At 46.2% G+C, this 16,771-nt stretch carries 11 protein-coding genes; 5 read left to right on the top strand and 6 right to left on the bottom strand.

Going from position 1 to position 16,771, the window contains the following annotated elements; all coding sequences use genetic code 11:
* Window positions 1-32: 32 nt before the first annotated feature.
* Both PN466_RS16305 and PN466_RS16300 read right to left on the bottom strand, forming a co-directional pair.
* Complete coding sequence (locus PN466_RS16305; protein WP_271941028.1) at window positions 33-2,765, bottom strand: efflux RND transporter permease subunit; 2,733 nt, start codon at window positions 2,763-2,765, stop codon at window positions 33-35.
* A 70-nt stretch (window positions 2,766-2,835) separates the two neighbouring features.
* On the bottom strand, window positions 2,836-3,171 hold the full coding sequence (locus tag PN466_RS16300; protein ID WP_271941027.1) for a hypothetical protein: 336 nt from the start codon (window positions 3,169-3,171) through the stop codon (window positions 2,836-2,838).
* Window positions 3,172-3,288: 117 nt separating this feature from the next.
* Here PN466_RS16300 and PN466_RS16295 point away from each other — a divergent pair, with 117 nt between their 5' ends.
* On the top strand, window positions 3,289-4,011 hold the full coding sequence (locus tag PN466_RS16295) for a phosphorylase family protein (protein ID WP_271941026.1): 723 nt from the start codon (window positions 3,289-3,291) through the stop codon (window positions 4,009-4,011).
* Between the two features lie 56 nt (window positions 4,012-4,067).
* On the opposite strand, the gene PN466_RS16290 is transcribed toward PN466_RS16295, so the two are convergent.
* Window positions 4,068-5,138, bottom strand: coding sequence for an ABC transporter permease (locus tag PN466_RS16290; protein WP_271941025.1), 1,071 nt, complete (start codon window positions 5,136-5,138; stop codon window positions 4,068-4,070).
* 204 nt (window positions 5,139-5,342) lie between these two features.
* On the opposite strand from PN466_RS16290, the gene PN466_RS16285 reads away from it, so the two are divergent.
* Window positions 5,343-6,851, top strand: coding sequence for an efflux RND transporter periplasmic adaptor subunit (locus PN466_RS16285; protein WP_271941023.1), 1,509 nt, complete (start codon window positions 5,343-5,345; stop codon window positions 6,849-6,851).
* A gap of 127 nt (window positions 6,852-6,978) precedes the next feature.
* Complete coding sequence (locus tag PN466_RS16280; protein ID WP_271941022.1) at window positions 6,979-10,176, top strand: efflux RND transporter permease subunit; 3,198 nt, start codon at window positions 6,979-6,981, stop codon at window positions 10,174-10,176.
* A 53-nt stretch (window positions 10,177-10,229) separates the two neighbouring features.
* Here the strand turns inward: PN466_RS16280 and PN466_RS16275 are convergent, their stop codons facing one another.
* The 3 genes from PN466_RS16275 to PN466_RS16265 form a co-directional block, all read right to left on the bottom strand.
* Window positions 10,230-10,886, bottom strand: coding sequence for a DUF3226 domain-containing protein (locus PN466_RS16275; protein WP_271941020.1), 657 nt, complete (start codon window positions 10,884-10,886; stop codon window positions 10,230-10,232).
* An 11-nt stretch (window positions 10,887-10,897) separates the two neighbouring features.
* On the bottom strand, window positions 10,898-12,001 hold the full coding sequence (locus PN466_RS16270) for an AAA family ATPase (RefSeq protein WP_271941018.1): 1,104 nt from the start codon (window positions 11,999-12,001) through the stop codon (window positions 10,898-10,900).
* Between the two features lie 62 nt (window positions 12,002-12,063).
* The gene (locus PN466_RS16265; RefSeq protein ID WP_271941015.1) at window positions 12,064-13,539 is read right to left on the bottom strand and encodes a leucyl aminopeptidase; all 1,476 of its coding nucleotides are present in this window, start codon (window positions 13,537-13,539) and stop codon (window positions 12,064-12,066) included.
* Between the two features lie 548 nt (window positions 13,540-14,087).
* On the opposite strand from PN466_RS16265, the gene PN466_RS16260 reads away from it, so the two are divergent.
* Together PN466_RS16260 and PN466_RS16255 are read left to right on the top strand one after the other, a co-directional pair.
* Window positions 14,088-16,280: a lytic transglycosylase domain-containing protein gene (locus PN466_RS16260; RefSeq protein WP_271941014.1), complete on the top strand. Its 2,193-nt coding sequence runs from the start codon at window positions 14,088-14,090 to the stop codon at window positions 16,278-16,280.
* Between the two features lie 27 nt (window positions 16,281-16,307).
* On the top strand, window positions 16,308-16,769 hold the full coding sequence (locus PN466_RS16255; RefSeq protein ID WP_271941012.1) for a DUF29 domain-containing protein: 462 nt from the start codon (window positions 16,308-16,310) through the stop codon (window positions 16,767-16,769).
* The last annotated feature ends 2 nt before the right edge of the window (window positions 16,770-16,771 follow it).

The raw sequence follows: 16,771 nt of genomic DNA, 5'->3' as shown, positions 1-16,771 counted from the left end.
ATTGGGATTGGCTCAAACTACAGTAATATTTGTTAAGTGTTAAGTGTTAATTTCTGAATCATCCATTTCCAAGCATCTTCGAGCAACGTATACAAAACAGGGACAACAATTAAACTTAATAAAGTAGACGTAATTAATCCCCCCATAATTGCAACTGCCATGGGTTGGCGTAATTCTGCGCCTGCACCAAATCCAAGGGCAATGGGGAGCATTCCTAACAAAGTCGAGCCAGTCGTCATTAAAATCGGTCTGAGGCGCACTTTTCCGGTTTCTAATAAAGCTGTATAGCGATCAACTCCTTTCTGGCGTAATTGGTTGGCATAGTCCATTAAAAGTAGAGCATTTTTATCTAACAGTCCCAGAAGGAAGATTAAACCCAAAAGGGAAATCATGCCAAAATCACTTTGGGTAATGAGTAAGGCTAACATCGCTCCAACAATGGATAAAGGGAGACATAAACCGACAACAATCGGTTCTTCTAGACGACCAAATAAGAGCCACAGGAGCAAGAGCATGGAGAGAATTGAAAACGTTAAGGTTGTGCCAAAACTGCCAAATACTTCGCTACTGGATGCCCCTTCTCCACCAATAATGAGGCGGATATTTTCCGGGAGCATAGTATCAGCAATTTGGGTGATTTCATCGCTAATATTGCCGATCGCCGCCCCATCGGTTAAATTGGCACTGAAGATCATCACCCGCTCTCCCTGGTAGCGATCAATGCGCCCAGGAATATCGCCAGATTGATGGACTCCGGTTTCGGTAACCTCTAAATCGGCCAATCCAGTCAGTTGCGCTAAACGCTCTTGAAATCCTTGCGCGGCTTGATTCAGCTCAACTAAATCCTCTCCGGCTAACATCACTTGCACGGGCTTTTGATCCACCGTATCTACAAATTGGATATCTTCCACGCTGAGGGTAACTCTAGGGATTTTCGGGAGTTTTTCCCGCAGGTGTTGCTGCATTTCTAACGTGCTTAACTGGCGATCGCCCTTCAACATCACCCGCATTTGTCCCTTATTTGCTTCTCCCCGCAACCCCATGATGGTATAGACTCTTTCCACATCCGGAAGACTCAGCACCACTTCCTCCAACTCTTCCGCCACGTTGCGAGACTTGCGTAAAAGAATCGGTTCGGGAGATTGAACAAGACTCGCTAACCAACTGAACGATCCCCGATCTTCGGGCGTTTCCGTGGGGGGAGGAGCGCTAAATTTCGGCAGTTCTGAGGTATAGACGATGTTAAACTCTCCGCGATCGAGTTGGGGGATAAAACCCTTGGGAATAAAAGGAATTAGGGCAATACCCGCGATGAAACTGAACAGGGCAATAGCCACCACTATCCATCGATGGTGTAAACACCATCCCAAGAGCCGACCATAGGCGCGAGAAACCCCATATCGGCGCACGGGCTTTTGTTTAAACGTTTTTTCTCGTTTGAGCCAATCTACAGCTAAAATTGGCGTGAGAGTGCGAGCCACGAACAAAGAGGCGATCACGGCTGCGGAAATCGTTAAGCCAAAGGGTTTGAAAAACTGTCCAACTGTACCCCCCATAAAGGCAACCGGGAGAAAAACGGCGACAATGGTAAGGGTAGAGGCAGCTACCGTTAAACCAATTTCATTCGTAGCCGCGATCGCCGCTTTTAACGGAGATTTTCCTAATTCTACATGGCGAGCAATATTTTCAATCTCGACAATGGCATCATCGACAATAATCCCAATCACTAAGGCTAACGCCAACAGGGTAATCGTTTCCAGATTAAACCCATAAAGCGCCATCACAATAAACGTTGCTAACAGGGAAATGGGGATGGCTAAAGCGGCGATCAGCGTGGCGGGGATATTCCAGAGAAAGGCAAAAATTACCAATACCGCTAAGGCGATCGCCAAAAATAACGCATCAATGGTTGATTGTGTCGCTTCTTGAATATATTCTGCATCTGTATCAGCTAAAATCAACTGTAAATCCGTGTGATTCCCCTGTAATTGGGCAACTTCATCCTCAATGCGATTCACCACATCCAACGTATTCGCATTGCGGCGCTTTACCACACTCAACGCCAGAGCATTTTCTCCATTAAATCGTACTAACGTTGGGGGATTTTGGGTTGCCAAAACCTCTTCTAATTGAGGATCGGGTAGGGTTTCCCGGTTGCGATCTAAACCATCTCCCCATATATCTACTCGTAATACCCCCTCGACGGCTGATAATTCTGGAACAAAAGATGAGACCGCGATTTCACGCAACTCTTCCAAAGAAAGGGTTTGGCTGAGGATAGCATAACTAATTACGCTCGACTCATTTAAATTGAGAGGAATGACCTCAACTTTTGTCTGGTGGGGTAGGGACAATTGGTTTAAATCGATTTGCAATTGGGGCGCGATCGCCTCCAAATTCACCCCCACTTCAAAAATGCCATTCACCACCGTTTGTCCGGGATAAACTAAAGAGCGGCTATGATTTAATCCAGGGAGATCTTGCAGTTGAGTTTCAATCGGTTCCGTTAGTTCAGCTTCTATATCTAAAGGGGTAGATAAAGGAGCAGAAGCATGAACCACCACCACCGGAAACGTAATATCCGGAAAAAGAGCATACTTGAGGGAACTAAACGCAAAAATCCCCGCTACCATTACCGCGATCCAAAATCCCAGCGTGATGCGGGGGGTGGCGATCGCCCAGCGAGAAATATTTAACCGCTCCCGCCATTTCTGCTGGCGTTTTGTCCCTTTTGCCGATCTTCCTTTCCCTTCATTCACAGCCATACCCCTGAAGTGCCCATAAAAAATCCCCAAATAATGGGGACGCTAACATTAAAAAGACTCAAACCTTATCTTAAAATAATTGAACGGCACACTGTTGCCCAATTTCTAGGAATTGGAGAGGATCTTCTCTTTTTTTCTCCGCTTCAGCAATCAGCTTTTGATACTCACTATGACTGAATTGAGCTTGAAACTCAGTGAGTACGCATTCACATAAAGGTTCAATTAAATCGGGGGGTAAAAACGTCTCAGTTTCTTCACGACAGTTCTTTAGAATCTCATTTACTGCGTCTTCGGGATAGACATGAGGCGTTGGGGTTGGAGTTGACTGCGCTCTGGTGAGGGGAGTTATCCCTAAACATCCTAAACCGATCAGGGTTGCTAACCCCTTTTTCCATGAATCCATCATTACTCTTTTCCTTGAATCCTCAATCAATTAAAATAGCTGGGCAGTATCGAAGTTTGGGACATGCTCTAAGTTCCCCATCGATCGCCATTTCCGCCGTTGCAACTGAGAATAGATACCTTGGATCGGATCGCCAGCCCTAAATTCTCATCACCGAATGTAATTTTAGTCCCTCAAGGGGCTGAATATCATGCTGTTCGTCGAGGTATGGGTGCTTTGCCTTTATCCTCTCAGTTGCCACGTGTCTATCCCATTCCCATGGGAAGTGAACCCGTCAGCAAGTATTTACAACAGTGGATTACAGAAATTATACCCGATCGCCCAACTCTTGTTGTCCTGGGATTAGCCGGCAGTTTATCTGCTCAACACCAGGTGGGTGATGTGGTTGTGTATCAACAATGCTGTAATTTAGCTCCAGAATTCCCTTTACAGAGTCTAGAGTGCGATCGCGCCTTAACTCAATTCCTGAGCGATCGACTCAATCCCCATACCCAACCCGTAACTGGCTTAACCAGCAGTCATATTATTACTCAAGCAACTAAAAAACAGAACCTCGGTCAAACCTACCAGGCTTCGGTTGTCGATATGGAAGGATTTGCGATTTTAAAAACCTTACAGAGCGCAGGCATTGCTGTGGGAATGGTGCGGGTAATTGGCGATCTCCACAATCAAGACCTGCCTAATCTCAATGATGCCATAAACGCCCAAGGTCAACTTGCCCCCATTCCCCTTGCCCTACAAATGCTCAAACATCCCCTGAATGCCATGAACCTCATTCACGGATCGCTGAAATCATTGCCCATTCTCTCTGAGATCGTGATTCAACTCTATAAGAATACCTAACGGCGATCGGGACGATTAGAAATCTGGTTTCCCCATTCCCTATTCCCTATTCTCCATTAATTAAATTCCCGTAAACTCCTCGGATCGAGGGCATCGCGCAATCCATCCCCCAAAAGATTAAACGAGAGAACTGTTAAAATAATCAAGATCGCAGGAGGCCAAACTAACCAAGGTTGTAAGACTAAAATCGAGGCATTCGTTCCCGCAGATAATAAATTCCCCCAAGAGGGATCGGGTTCTTGAATCCCTAAACCAATCAGACTTAAAACCGATTCAGCTACAATAAACCCAGGAATAGCAAGAGTTGCGGAAATAATCACATAGGTCGCCGTTTGGGGCAAGACATGGCGAACAATAATATAAACCGGATTAGCTCCCATCGCTTTCGCCGCTTGTACAAATTGTTGCTCTTTAATCGATAGTACTTGACCTCGAATCACCCGTGCTAATCCCGACCAACTGATAAAAGAAGTAATAATGACAATCAGGAGAAACCGTTGAGCGCTAGTGAGTTGGGGCGGAATCACCGCAGCAAGAGCAACCAATAGATAAATACCGGGAATGGTCATTAACACCTCCACCAGTCGCATCAAAATCGCATCTGTCCAACCGCCAAAATAGCCCGATATACCGCCCACAAGCATCCCCAGGGGAAAAGAAATCAAAATTCCTACTAAACCGATACTGAGGCTAATCTGACCGCCGTACAGAAGACGACTGAACTGGTCTCTCGCTTGCCGATCTGTGCCCAAGAGATTGAGCCGTCCTTCTCCTTGTGTGCCAAAAAGATGGAGAGTCGCGGGAATGATACCCAAGAGTTTATAGTCATCTCCCTGGACAAACAGACGTAGAGGTGAGGGACGACTCCGGTCTATAATCAGAGGGCGATCGCCTGTATCTAAATCCGTAGCTCCCTGGGTTACCGGATAGACACGCGGTGAGAATTGTCCTTGCTCATTCAACCACTCAATGGGCGTAGGTGGTAATAGAGAGCCATCAAGCTGGGAACTGTAGGGACTGTAGGGGGCAAAAAAACCCGCACCAATCACCACGATATAGAATATTATCAGAATCACCGCTCCCACCTGAGCGAGGGGATTTTTGCGTAGTTTCTGCCACCAATCCACGGCTGTACCTCTTCACCTTTGGATTCCCTATTGTGCCATGGATAGGGAATGGGGAGATAGGGGGATAGGGAGATAGGGGGATAGAGATAGAGTTGCCCCACATGCTTAACAATGCGTAATAATATAAAGGAGAGATAAAGATTACTCGACCCTAGGCACAGCCAAGGCCTAGACCTAAAGCAGCGTCCATATCCGAGGTTGATCATGAGCGAAAACCCAGTCAGTGAGATAGAAAATTCATCCACACCAACTGAACCCCAAGATACTCTAGTGACTGAAAACATAGATCCTCAAACAAGTAGGGAGAGCAAGCCTGGATTGCTTTTGGGTTTAGGCATTGGCCTAGCAGTCGGTGCATTTGCCACCTATGCCTTCAATAGCCTGAACCGCTCTGAACCGAGTCCCGTCCAACCCGTTACCGCTTCTCAAGCAGCAGCAGATCCCGTACAAACAGTTACCCTAGCCACGGTGGAATTGGCGAAAATACCCAGCACATTCACGGCAACTGGGACAGTAGGTGCGTATGATCTATTGCCCGTACTACCGCAAGTGCTGGACTTGCAAATCCTTCAAGTTTTAGTCGATGAAGGGGATTGGGTGGAAAAAGGGCAATTGATGGTGGTATTAGATGATTCGGTTTTGCAAACCCAAATCCGCCAAGTCCAGGCAGATGTAGAAGCAAGTCGCGCTGTGGTACAAGAGCGACAAGCGGCAGTGGAACAAGCCAAATCAGCTCTACAGGGAGCATTGGCAGCGAAAGCAGAAGCTCAAGCGGGCAAGCAACAGGCGATCGCCTCTTTAGCCCAAGCCCAAGCAGAACTCGAACAGACAGAACGGGATTTGCAGCGATCAGAAACCCTAGCCGCAGAAGGAGCCATTAGCACCCAAGAAGTGGATTTAAGCCGCACAAGGGCTAAGAATGCTAGGGAAGCAGTGCAAGTGGCTAAGGCAAATGTAAATAGCGCTGAAGCCAGAATCAGTAGTGCAACCGCCAATGTGAATAGCGCCCAAGCCACTATCGGTAGTATGACCGCGAATGTCAATACCGCTTTAGCCCAACTGCAAAGCCAACAAGCGAGGGTAGAACAACAGAAAACCTATCTTGCCCAAACCCAGGTTACCGCACCATCAAGTGGTAGAGTCAGCGAACGTAGCGCACGGATAGGAGATTTGGCTAATCCAGAGATGCCCCTCTTTCGGATTATCAACCAAGGCACTCTAGAACTAGAACTAAAAATTCCCGAAACCCAACTGAGTCAGGTGAATATCGGGGCCCCAGTCACCTTAACCTCGGATGCTGATAGTCGGATCAATATCAAGGGAACGATTAGAGAAGTGGCTCCCCTGGTTGATGCCAATACCCGCCAAGCAACGGTGAAGATTGACCTTCCCTCGTCTACCCTTTTGAGACCGGGGATGTTTTTACAAGCAAGTATTACCGCGCAAACGTTGCAAGGACTAGTGGTTCCCGCACAAGCGGTTCAACCCCAAGCTGATGGCAGCGCCCTGATTTATCAAGTTGATGAAAACGATCGGGCGATCGCCCGCACGGTAGAAGTGGGTTCCCCCCTAGGGGGAGATTCTACCAATGTGGAAATTAGACAAGGTCTGAATTTAGGCGATCGTATCGTCGTCCTCGGTGCAGGATTTATCAGCGAAGGCGATATCGTCCGCATCGTAGACAGCAGTGTCCTGAATCCTACTGTCAATTAGTAAGATGCTCCTGACAGGTGGACGCGGGGACGCGGAGACACGGGGAGATTATTGCCCATACCCTGTTTCCTATTCCACCTATTGCCTATTGCCTTTCCCCTCTCTTGCCTCTTGCCTTTAAACAAAAATGTCTTTCAAAATTTCCTCCTGGTCAATACACAAACCCGTTCCCACCCTCGTTGTCTTCCTGATTTTAGCGATCATGGGACTGTTTTCCTTTACCCAATTGGGTATTGATGAAAATCCCAATGTTGATGTCCCCTTGGTTTCTGTAACCATTGTTCAACCCGGAGCCGGGCCAACAGAACTCGAAACCGAAGTCACCAAGAAAGTCGAAGATGCCATAGCTTCCATAGAAGGAGTCGATGAGCTTCGCTCGACAGTAACCGATGGTCAGTCGAGTACCCGGATTATGTTTGAGCTGGAAACCAACAGCGATACAGCAACCAACGACGTTCGCAATGCGATCGCCCAAATTCGGCAAAACCTCCCCCGAGACATCGAAGACCCTATTGTTCAAAAAATTGATTTTATGGGTCAATCGGTGATCGGTTATGCCGTTACTTCGCCCCAACGCTCTGTCGCAGAACTGAGCGATCTGGTAGACCGCGATCTCACTCGTGACCTACTCTCTGTTCCTGGTGTCGCCAGAGTAGACCGCATTGGTGGAGTTGACGAAGAAATTCGTATTGACCTCAACCCCACCCGTCTGCAAGCCCTGGGAATTACCGCCAGCGAAGTCAACCAGCAAATTCGCAACTTTAACATCAACCTCCCTGGAGGGCGATCTCAAACTGGGGGCACAGAAAAAAGCATCCGCACCCTAGGGAGTGCTGCTACCCTAGAGACCCTCAAAAGCTATCGTATTGTTCTCCCCAATGGCGAGGATGTCCCCCTCACCAGCCTAGGAGAGGTTAACAATGGATTTGCTGAACCGCGTCAAGTTTCCCGCTTAACCATCAAAGATAATCCGGACGTTCAGCAAGCTCCCGTGGTGGGTTTCTCTGTCTCGCGCAGTAGTGGCTCCACCCTAGTCAGCGTAGAAGAAGGAGTGCAGAAAAAAGTAGCCCAACTGCAAGAAACTCTACCTGAAGATATTCAACTGGAGCTGATCTTCACCAACGCCGACTATATTCGCCTCTCCTATCAAGCCTCCATTGATGCCCTAGTTGTAGGCTCTCTCCTAACTGTGGTTACCGTGGGCATATTTTTAAGAGATTGGCGGGGTACCCTGATTACCGCTTTCGCCTTGCCTCTATCGATTATTCCCACTTTTATCGTTCTGCGTTCTCTAGGGTATACGCTCAATGATATGACCTTACTGGGGTTTGCTCTAGCAATGGGAAACCTGGTTGATGATGCCATCTGTATGATTGAAAATATTAGTCAGCACATTCAGATGGGTAAGCGACCCTTCCAAGCGGCCTTAGATGCAGCCAATGAAATTGGTTTAGCGGTCTTAGCCACAACTGCTACTATTGTCGCGGTCTTTCTCCCAGTGGCCTTTATGGGAGGAATTCCGGGTAAATTTTTCCGACCCTTTGGCATCACTGTTTCAGTAGCCACCTTGTTTTCTACTCTGGTGGCGACGACTATGACTCCTATGTTGGCCGCTTATCTGTTAAAAGGGAAGAAAGTAGAAGATACGTCATTGCCGAAAGAATATAACCCAGATACACCGTCCTATCACCTGAATTCAGAATTAGCTCATCGGGGGTTTCGTTGGGGTCAACGTACATTTCATCCCTATCGCAGACTGCTAGGCTGGGCCCTATCCCATCGGATCGTTACTTTAATGATTGCAGTAGCTTTCTTTGTTGGATCGATGCAACTGATCCCCTTAATTCCCACAGGATTATTTGGGGGATATGACCGGGGTTTAAGTCGGGTAACCATTAAGTTGCCTCCTGGCTCTCCTTTGAGTTTAACGGACCAGGTGATGCAGACAACCACCGAGATGCTCCAAGAACACCCAGCCTTTAGAAGTGCCCTAGCCAGTGCAGGAGAAGAAGACTCTGGCATTAATGAAGCCTTAATTACGGTGAATCTTTTACCCCCAGAAGTGCGGGGAATGTCCCAGAAAGAGTTTGAACAACAGATGCGCCAGAAATTTGTACAAATTCCGGGAGCGCGGGTCACTTTCCAAGCGGCAGGAGCGGCTGGAAATGCAACTGATGTCTCAGTGGTTCTCAGTAGTGAAACTCCAGAATTGCTCAAGAGTACAGCAGATGAGTTAGAGCGCTTTATGCGTGGGATTTCAGGATTAGTAGAGGTTACTTCTAGTGCCAGCTTGGTGAAACCTGAGTTGTTGATTACTCCAGACCCAGAGCGGGCAGCAGATTTGGGAGTATCGGTGGAGGCGATCGCCCGTACCGCCTCTTTAGCCACGATTGGTGATAATGAGGCTAACCTAGCTAAGTTTAATCTCCCCGATCGCCAAATTCCCATTCGCATACAAATTGGCACTGAAGAGCGCAATGATATAGAAACTCTGCGGAATTTGCGCGTCCCCAGTCAAAATGGGGGGGTAGTTCCTCTAATGGCAGTGGCTGATATTCATATTGGTAGCGGTCCCTCCCAAATTGACCGCTTTGATCGCCTGCGTCAAGTATCCCTAACCGGTAATTTACAAGGTATTTCCCTGGGCCAAGCCATGGAACCGATTAATGAGTGGTTAGAAACCAATTTGCCCCCCGAAGTTCAGCAACAACCCTCTGGGGATGTGGAGATTATGATCGATATTTTTTCTCGGTTTGCCACTGCTCTCGGCCTTGGAATTCTGGGAATCTATGCTATTTTAGTCCTGTTGTATAACAATTTTCTCTATCCCGTTACGATCATGGTCGCTCTTCCCCTATCTGTGGGTGGAGCCTTACTGGCTTTGATGATTACCCAAAAACAACTGGCATTCTATGCCCTAATTGGGATTGTGCTGCTTATGGGATTAGTGACTAAAAATGCGATTCTGTTGGTCGATTGTGCCTTGGCTAATATGCGTGAGGAAGGAATGAGCCTCAAACCCGCATTAATTGCTTCTGGGATCTCTCGTCTACGACCCATTTTTATGACAACGTTCTCTACCATTGCTGGGATGACCCCCATTGCTCTCGAGATAGGAGCAGGCGCTCAAATGCGATCGCCTATGGCTATCTCAGTAATTGGCGGTATGACGACGGCAACGTTATTAACCCTGGTGGTTGTGCCGACCTTATTTACCTATGTTCATGGTTTCAGTCGTTGGTTATTGCGTTTAGTTCAAGGCAAACCCTATCAACGACCTCGCCTTGCGCTCTCTTCTGAAGGGAAAAAGAGCCAATTTAATTAAGCCATAGTAGGGTGTCCTGCGCTTTCGCGATCGCACCCTACGCTAACTTTCATTTAACCAAAAAGTTGTTTTAACCAATCTGTAAAATGCTTGGCTAACTCAGCATCAGCATTCAACTTTTTCGTGCCTATCGCTTTTCCTGGAGGAAAACCGGGTTCATCTTGCCAAGCTAAATAAGTACAAAGCTCCGCTTTACTATAATCCTGGTCTTTAAAATCTGTCAATTTACGATTTTTAGCTTCAGCAACACATTCTTGGGCAAATCGGAAGGTATCCTGACGATTTTGCGGAACTAATTCAATACAAAAATCTTCTACAATACCCGCATTAATATTATTTGGCATTAGCCAAAACCCTAACTTAGGCTTATCTTGATAACCTTGAATAATCGTGCCATTTACCATCGGATTTTGAGGAAAATTGTAATCACAATCTTGCAACTTTTTCTGTATACGATTCCACTGAGTCATGATTGATTTATCCGCATCTAAAACAGCGCCTATCACTTCTGGAGGATCTGGGCGAATAATCAAGGAATTTAAATTTTTTAAGGCTATATCAATACCTTGACAATCATGAATGCTAAAGTTTTCAGTAACATTCTGTTTTTTGCACAATCCCATCACGAGATGACAATCATTATTGCCTTCTACAAGTAATATTTTTTTGATTTCAGAAGAGTTGAGATCTTGTTTGCAAGGATCGGACATAGGAGTATTGCTTAACGAACATAAATTGCTGACTCTAGAGAATCCATTAGTCGTTCTAAAGTATATTCAGTTGCTTTAATATTATCCTGTTTAGACTCTAGACGAAACGCCGATCCCAACTCTGGATACTGGTTCCAAATGTTGCCAAAACTTTTCACACAATCATAACTGTGAGTTGTGGCAAATACCTGAACATTGAGCCGTTCAGCAAGCTGAAAAATAATCTCCCAAACTTTAGGCTGAACTGTCCAGTGCAACCCATTTTCTAGTTCATCAATCAGTAAGAATCCATTTTTGCTATTCACGAGACAAAGTAAAATCTCGAATAAATGGTTAACCCCATCTCCTAGTGTTTTCATTGGTAAGGGTTCGTCAATCCCTTCGAGCTTTACCAAAGGAATTCGTAGCGAACCACTTTGATTGCCATTCGGCTGTACAAAGGTGATATCTGTGATTCTACGCTCAATTAAATTCAAGCCGGAAATCACTTCTGATTTTAAAGGGGTTAAGCTAGTTAAATCCCATAATTGAGCAATGCTATGATCTCGATTTTTCTTCATCGGGATAGATTGACAAGGGATGGTATTATCTTCTAGAGGGATTGAGAAAAGTTTGTTGTCAAAAACTTTCAGGTCAATGAGTCGAGGCTTTTTACCTTCCTCATGAACAATAATAGAAGAAACAATATCTGGAATTTCTCCATTAGATTTTAGGGCATCAAGAGCAACGGGTACTTTTCTCAGCAATCCTTGTTCTTGTTGTATTTGGTATGGCATTAAGTTAATATGAAATTTAGGTATAGAAGGTTCTTCTGACAGAAAAATTCCTTCCTCTCCCATTTTGGGTAATTGATGATTAAAAAACAAATGACGTAGAGTTTCTAAGGTTGAAGTCTTCACGTCTACTGGTTTTCCCTTAAACCAATTCTCTTGTCGCCTATCTGTCAAGTCAAAAAGGACATCTTGGGAAGCTCTGCTGGCATAAATGCGGATGGCTTCTAAAAAGGTGCTTTTACCAACGTTATTTTTGCCGACGATCAGATTGACATGGCTTAAGGATTTAATTTCCAGTTGGCGAAATATTCTAAAATTCTTGATATAAAATGATTTCAGCATGATATCAACCGAGGCAATACACTCCAATTAGGGATTGGATAATCCAACCCCTAAATATCAGGTTAACTTAAAACCCAATTTACCAAAGAGCGAACGGGGAAACCGGTTGCACCAGCGCTATGGTAGCGGTAATCTTTATCTGTCCAAACGGGTGCGGCAATATCTAAATGCATCCAAGGGGTTTCCTTGATAAATTGCTTCAAAAATAGGGCGGCAGAAATGGAACCGCCTGCCCTTGCACCGGCATTTTTCATATCAGCAACGACGGATTTCATGCTGTCAAAATAGCTCTCTTCTAAGGGCATCCGCCAAAATTGTTCTCCGGCAAGTTCGGAGGCACTCATAAAGTCGGCGGCTAGGGTATCGTCGGCTGTCCATAACCCGGCAATTTTATTACCCAAAGCGATAACACAAGCGCCGGTTAAAGTGGCTAAATCGACGATCGCCTCCACACCCAGTTTTTCGGCAAACACCAAGGCATCTGCTAACGTAAGACGACCTTCAGCATCCGTATTATTGACCTCAATGGTTTTGCCATTGGAAGCTTTGAGAATATCTCCCGGATGCATGGCATGACCGCTAATCATATTTTCGGTCGCCGCTGAGATAAAATGAACTTCAACATCAGGTTTTAATTGGGCGATCGCCTTGGCTGCGCCTAATGTGGCTCCTGCTCCTCCCATGTCGGTTTTCATCATCTCGATGCTACTGCCTGCACCCGCTTTGATATTCAAGCCACCCGAGTCAAAGGTTAAGCCTTTACCGACGATGGCTAACTTGCGGCGCGGTGTACCTTGGGGTTTATAGGTGAGATGGATAAACTGAGGGGGAAGATCGGAGGCTTGGGCAACGCCCAAAAATGCTCCCATTCCTTGTTCTTCACATTCTTTTTGCCCTAAAATTTCCAGCTCTAAGCCATATTCGGAGGCGATCGCCCGCGCCGTTTCTGCTAAGGTAACTGGTGTGACCTCATTAGCGGGAGCTGCCACCAATTCCCGTGCTAAAATCACCCCAGAACAGATAATCTTGGCTTTCTCTAGAGCCGCTTCTGTACCGCCTAACCCCAACAGCGCCACGGTTTGCAACTCTGGGGGTTTCTCCTCTGGTTCTGACTTAAAGCGATTATCCTGATGTAAGCCTAACTCAATTCCTTCGGCGATCGCCTGAGTGGTTAAGTGGCGATCGTCATGCAACAGGGGAAAACTAATACCTAAATTTTGGCAGCGTTCCTTTTGTGCTAATTTAGCTGCCGATGCTCCTCCTTGACGCAGACTATCTACACTGAGCTTTTCCGATTTCCCTAAGCCCACCAAAATCAGTTTGCGGATCGGGTATTTTTTCCCTAAGCGAGTAAATATTGTACTACCCTCTTTACCCTTAAACTCCGCATCTTCAATGAACTCAGCCAGAGCGCCCTCTAGCTTCTCATCCAGTTGTGCCAGATCCGCACTCAGCTCCACCGCATCCTCAAAAAAGCCCAGGGCAAGTGCATCCCCCGTCCAATCTAACCGTGGCGTATCTGTAGGTTTGAATTCCATCGTGATTGATAATAAGTGTACCGTTTCCTTTTATTTAGTATAGTGGGGTAGCGAGCCTTAGACTATGCCTTAGACTATCCTAACCAGGAGCAATTGCGATCATATAATTCGCATTTGCCGATCGCTTTAGCTTCTCTAAAAGCTGTCCTTGCCGTAGAGTCAGAGAATATCAAAGCGCTGACTATAATCTTGATGTCAATTACAATTCTGTTGGTTTTCGCGATCAAGAAATGACTCTAGAAATTCTAGAGTTATTTCGTTAGCAATAGCTTGTTAGCTTGCTTCTTCCATGAGTTCTAGAAATAGTCTCTCTCCAGTAAGAGCGAGCGTTAGGGGCGAGGGCTATACTTCATGCAATAAAGAAAGGCTATATAACCAATCCTCTGGGTAAGCATTAATCGCTCTAGTGTGGGTGTAAGATCGGCACGGATGTAAATTTGCGATTAAGATCGGGGAATATACAGCGTAGAGCTAATCTTTTATGCTGGCTGAAACCTATCCCCCGGTTCCGTTCGTCTCCTAATCCGATCGCTATTTCTATCCCAATCATGTCTAAGGCTAAATCTAATCTTCCTCTCATTTTCTCGATCGCCGGAGTCAGTCTAGGGGCAATTCTTGGAGGGTTTGTCCTCCATCAAACCCATCTGGATCGCCAGATTGCTGATGAAGTGCGCTCTTGGCTGCCCGAAGTTCCGTCTGAAAAACCAACGTTTCAGCTTACTCCTGCTGAGGTTCAGAAGTCCCAGATTGCCCAGTTGGTGAAACTTTCGCCGACTGAGCGCCAACCCTATCTGGAAGCGATGAGCCAACAACCAACTCATCCAGAATATGCTCGCGCTCGCTATGTGTTGGCTATGGATCAGTTAGCTCAAAATCAACCCCAGGAGGCGATCGCCAGTTTAGAGAATTTAGAAGCCCGTTACCCCCTCCTCGCGGCTCATATTCTTTCTGAACGCGCCCAAGCTTATGCACAATTAGGGGAAAACACGCAAGCCGCAGCGACTTGGCAAAAGATTTTAACCACCCATCCCAATCATCCTGTGGCGGCTGAAGCACTCTATGAGTTAGGTAAAACTAATCCTAAACTGTGGGAAGAGGCGATCGCCAAATTTCCTGCCCATCCCCGCACCGTAGAAATTGCGGCGAATCAACTGGCGACGAATCCCAACTCCTTGCCCCTATTGCGCCTGCTGGCGAAACATGCCCTCCATAAACCGGACTATACCGAACTCCTGGATCGCCTCACCAAAACCCATAGCGCCCAACTTACCCCTGAAGATTGGGAAATTATTGCCTTTGGTTATTGGGAAAAAATCGAGTATGGCAAAGCTGGTGCAGCCTATGCTAAAGCGCCCGCAACTCCGAAAAACCGATATCGTGCCGGTAGAGGATTACACCTTGGAGGCAAAACCCAAGAGGCGATCGCCGCCTATAAATTCTTGTATAGTAGTTATCCCAATGAAAAAGAAACCGCCCAAGGCTTAATTCATCTTTCCCGGTTAGTCGATCTGCAACCTGCACAAGAGTATCTGAATATTGTCATTGATCGGTTTCCCCACAAAGCCGCCGCAGCCCTGGTAGAACAAGGCAAAGTGTTAGACGCGCTCAAAAGTTCCCAATCTGCAAAACAGGCGCGGCAGTCCATTTTAACCCAATATAGTCAATCAGAAGAAGCAGCCAAACTCAGATGGCAACAAGCCGAAGATGCAGCCGACAAGGGTAACTTACTGCAAGCCTGGAGACTTGCCCAGGAAATCACCGTAGAAAACCCGGAGACAGAGTACGCTCCCGAAGCCGCCTTTTGGGTAGGAAAATGGGCAAAAAAACTGGGCAGGGAGCGGGATGCCAAAGCTGCCTTTGAATATGTGCTACAGCGCTACCCTGAATCCTATTATGCCTGGCGATCGGCTCTCATGCTTGGATGGAATGTGGGCGACTTTACCAGTGTTCGCTATCTCGAACCCGACGTAGAATATAGCATCCCTCGCCCCCTGTTACCCGCCGGTTCTGAAACCCTGAAAGAACTTCATCAACTGGGACAAGATCGAGAGGCTTGGATGCTCTGGCAAGTCGAATTTACCAATACCATGAAACCCACTGTTGCCCAACAGTTTACCGATGGTATTCTGCGCTTGCAAGTTGGCGATTATTTAGACGGAATCTTCATGCTCAATAGCCTGGCATGGCGGGACGATCCTGAAGAGCAAAAACAATATCAAATGCTCCGTCAACAACTCGCCTATTGGCAAGCCCTCTATCCTTTTCCCTATCTAGAATCCATTGAAAGTTGGTCAAAAGATCGGCAACTCAATCCCCTTTTAGTCACGGCTCTAATTCGCCAAGAATCCCGGTTTATGCCCCAAATTCAATCCGTCGTTGGCGCTACCGGATTAATGCAAGTGATGCCAGAAACTGGGGAATGGATCGCCGGTAAAATCAATCTTGCCAGTTATCAGTTGGACAATCCGAATGATAATATAAAGTTGGGAACCTGGTATTTAGACTATACCCACAGCGAGTATAGCAATAATTCCTTGTTGGCTGTAGCGAGTTACAATGCCGGCCCGGGAAATGTGGCCGATTGGCTGAACCGTTTCGGTTTCCGCGATCCTGATGAATTTGTGGAAAAAATTCCCTTTCCTGAAACCTATGGCTATGTCAAGTCCGTATTTGGAAATTACTGGAATTATTTGCGCTTGTATAATCCAGAAATTATCCAAAAAATGGAAAAGATCAACTAAGTGAAGGATGTTTTAACTGGATAAACCATGAATCATAAAGTGCGAAATCGGAGAGCAGTTTCTCTATATGAACAAGATTTTGTCCTCTGGACTGAAGAACAATTTCGTTCTATTGGTAATCGTGATTTAGAAGCAATAGATTGGGAAAATATTGAAGAAGAACTGTTAGCCTTGGGACGCAGCGAACGGCATCAATTGGAAAATCGCTTAGACGTTTTACTTGAATATCTCTTAAAGCGATGTTATGTGGATAGTGCCTATGATAATCGCGGATGGGAGCTAACCATTAAGGAGCAGCGTAAACAACTCCGGCGTTTGTTGCGTAGCTCACCAAGTCTCAAAACTTATTTTGCCAAGATTTTCGTGGAAATCTGGGAAGATGCGAGATCGGATGTTGAAGATATTTACTCGAAGATCGATTTTCCTGAAATCTGCCCGTTCCCAGAAGATTTAGAGGTTTTGCTAACGGAAAAATTTTGGAATTCATAAAA

The sequence above is a fragment of the Roseofilum reptotaenium CS-1145 genome (assembly GCF_028330985.1).
GTDB classification, from domain to species: Bacteria; Cyanobacteriota; Cyanobacteriia; order Cyanobacteriales; family Desertifilaceae; genus Roseofilum; species Roseofilum reptotaenium.
This window is presented reverse-complemented; position numbering and strand designations above follow the sequence as displayed.

Coding starts and splice junctions, on each gene's coding strand:
- PN466_RS16305 (WP_271941028.1), bottom strand. CDS start 2,765: ATGGCTGTGAATGAAGGGAAAGGAAGATCGGCAAAAGGGACAAAACGC.
- PN466_RS16300 (WP_271941027.1), bottom strand. CDS start 3,171: ATGATGGATTCATGGAAAAAGGGGTTAGCAACCCTGATCGGTTTAGGA.
- PN466_RS16285 (WP_271941023.1), top strand. CDS start 5,343: ATGAGCGAAAACCCAGTCAGTGAGATAGAAAATTCATCCACACCAACT.
- PN466_RS16280 (WP_271941022.1), top strand. CDS start 6,979: ATGTCTTTCAAAATTTCCTCCTGGTCAATACACAAACCCGTTCCCACC.
- PN466_RS16275 (WP_271941020.1), bottom strand. CDS start 10,886: ATGTCCGATCCTTGCAAACAAGATCTCAACTCTTCTGAAATCAAAAAA.
- PN466_RS16270 (WP_271941018.1), bottom strand. CDS start 12,001: ATGCTGAAATCATTTTATATCAAGAATTTTAGAATATTTCGCCAACTG.
- PN466_RS16265 (WP_271941015.1), bottom strand. CDS start 13,539: ATGGAATTCAAACCTACAGATACGCCACGGTTAGATTGGACGGGGGAT.
- PN466_RS16260 (WP_271941014.1), top strand. CDS start 14,088: ATGTCTAAGGCTAAATCTAATCTTCCTCTCATTTTCTCGATCGCCGGA.
- PN466_RS16255 (WP_271941012.1), top strand. CDS start 16,308: ATGAATCATAAAGTGCGAAATCGGAGAGCAGTTTCTCTATATGAACAA.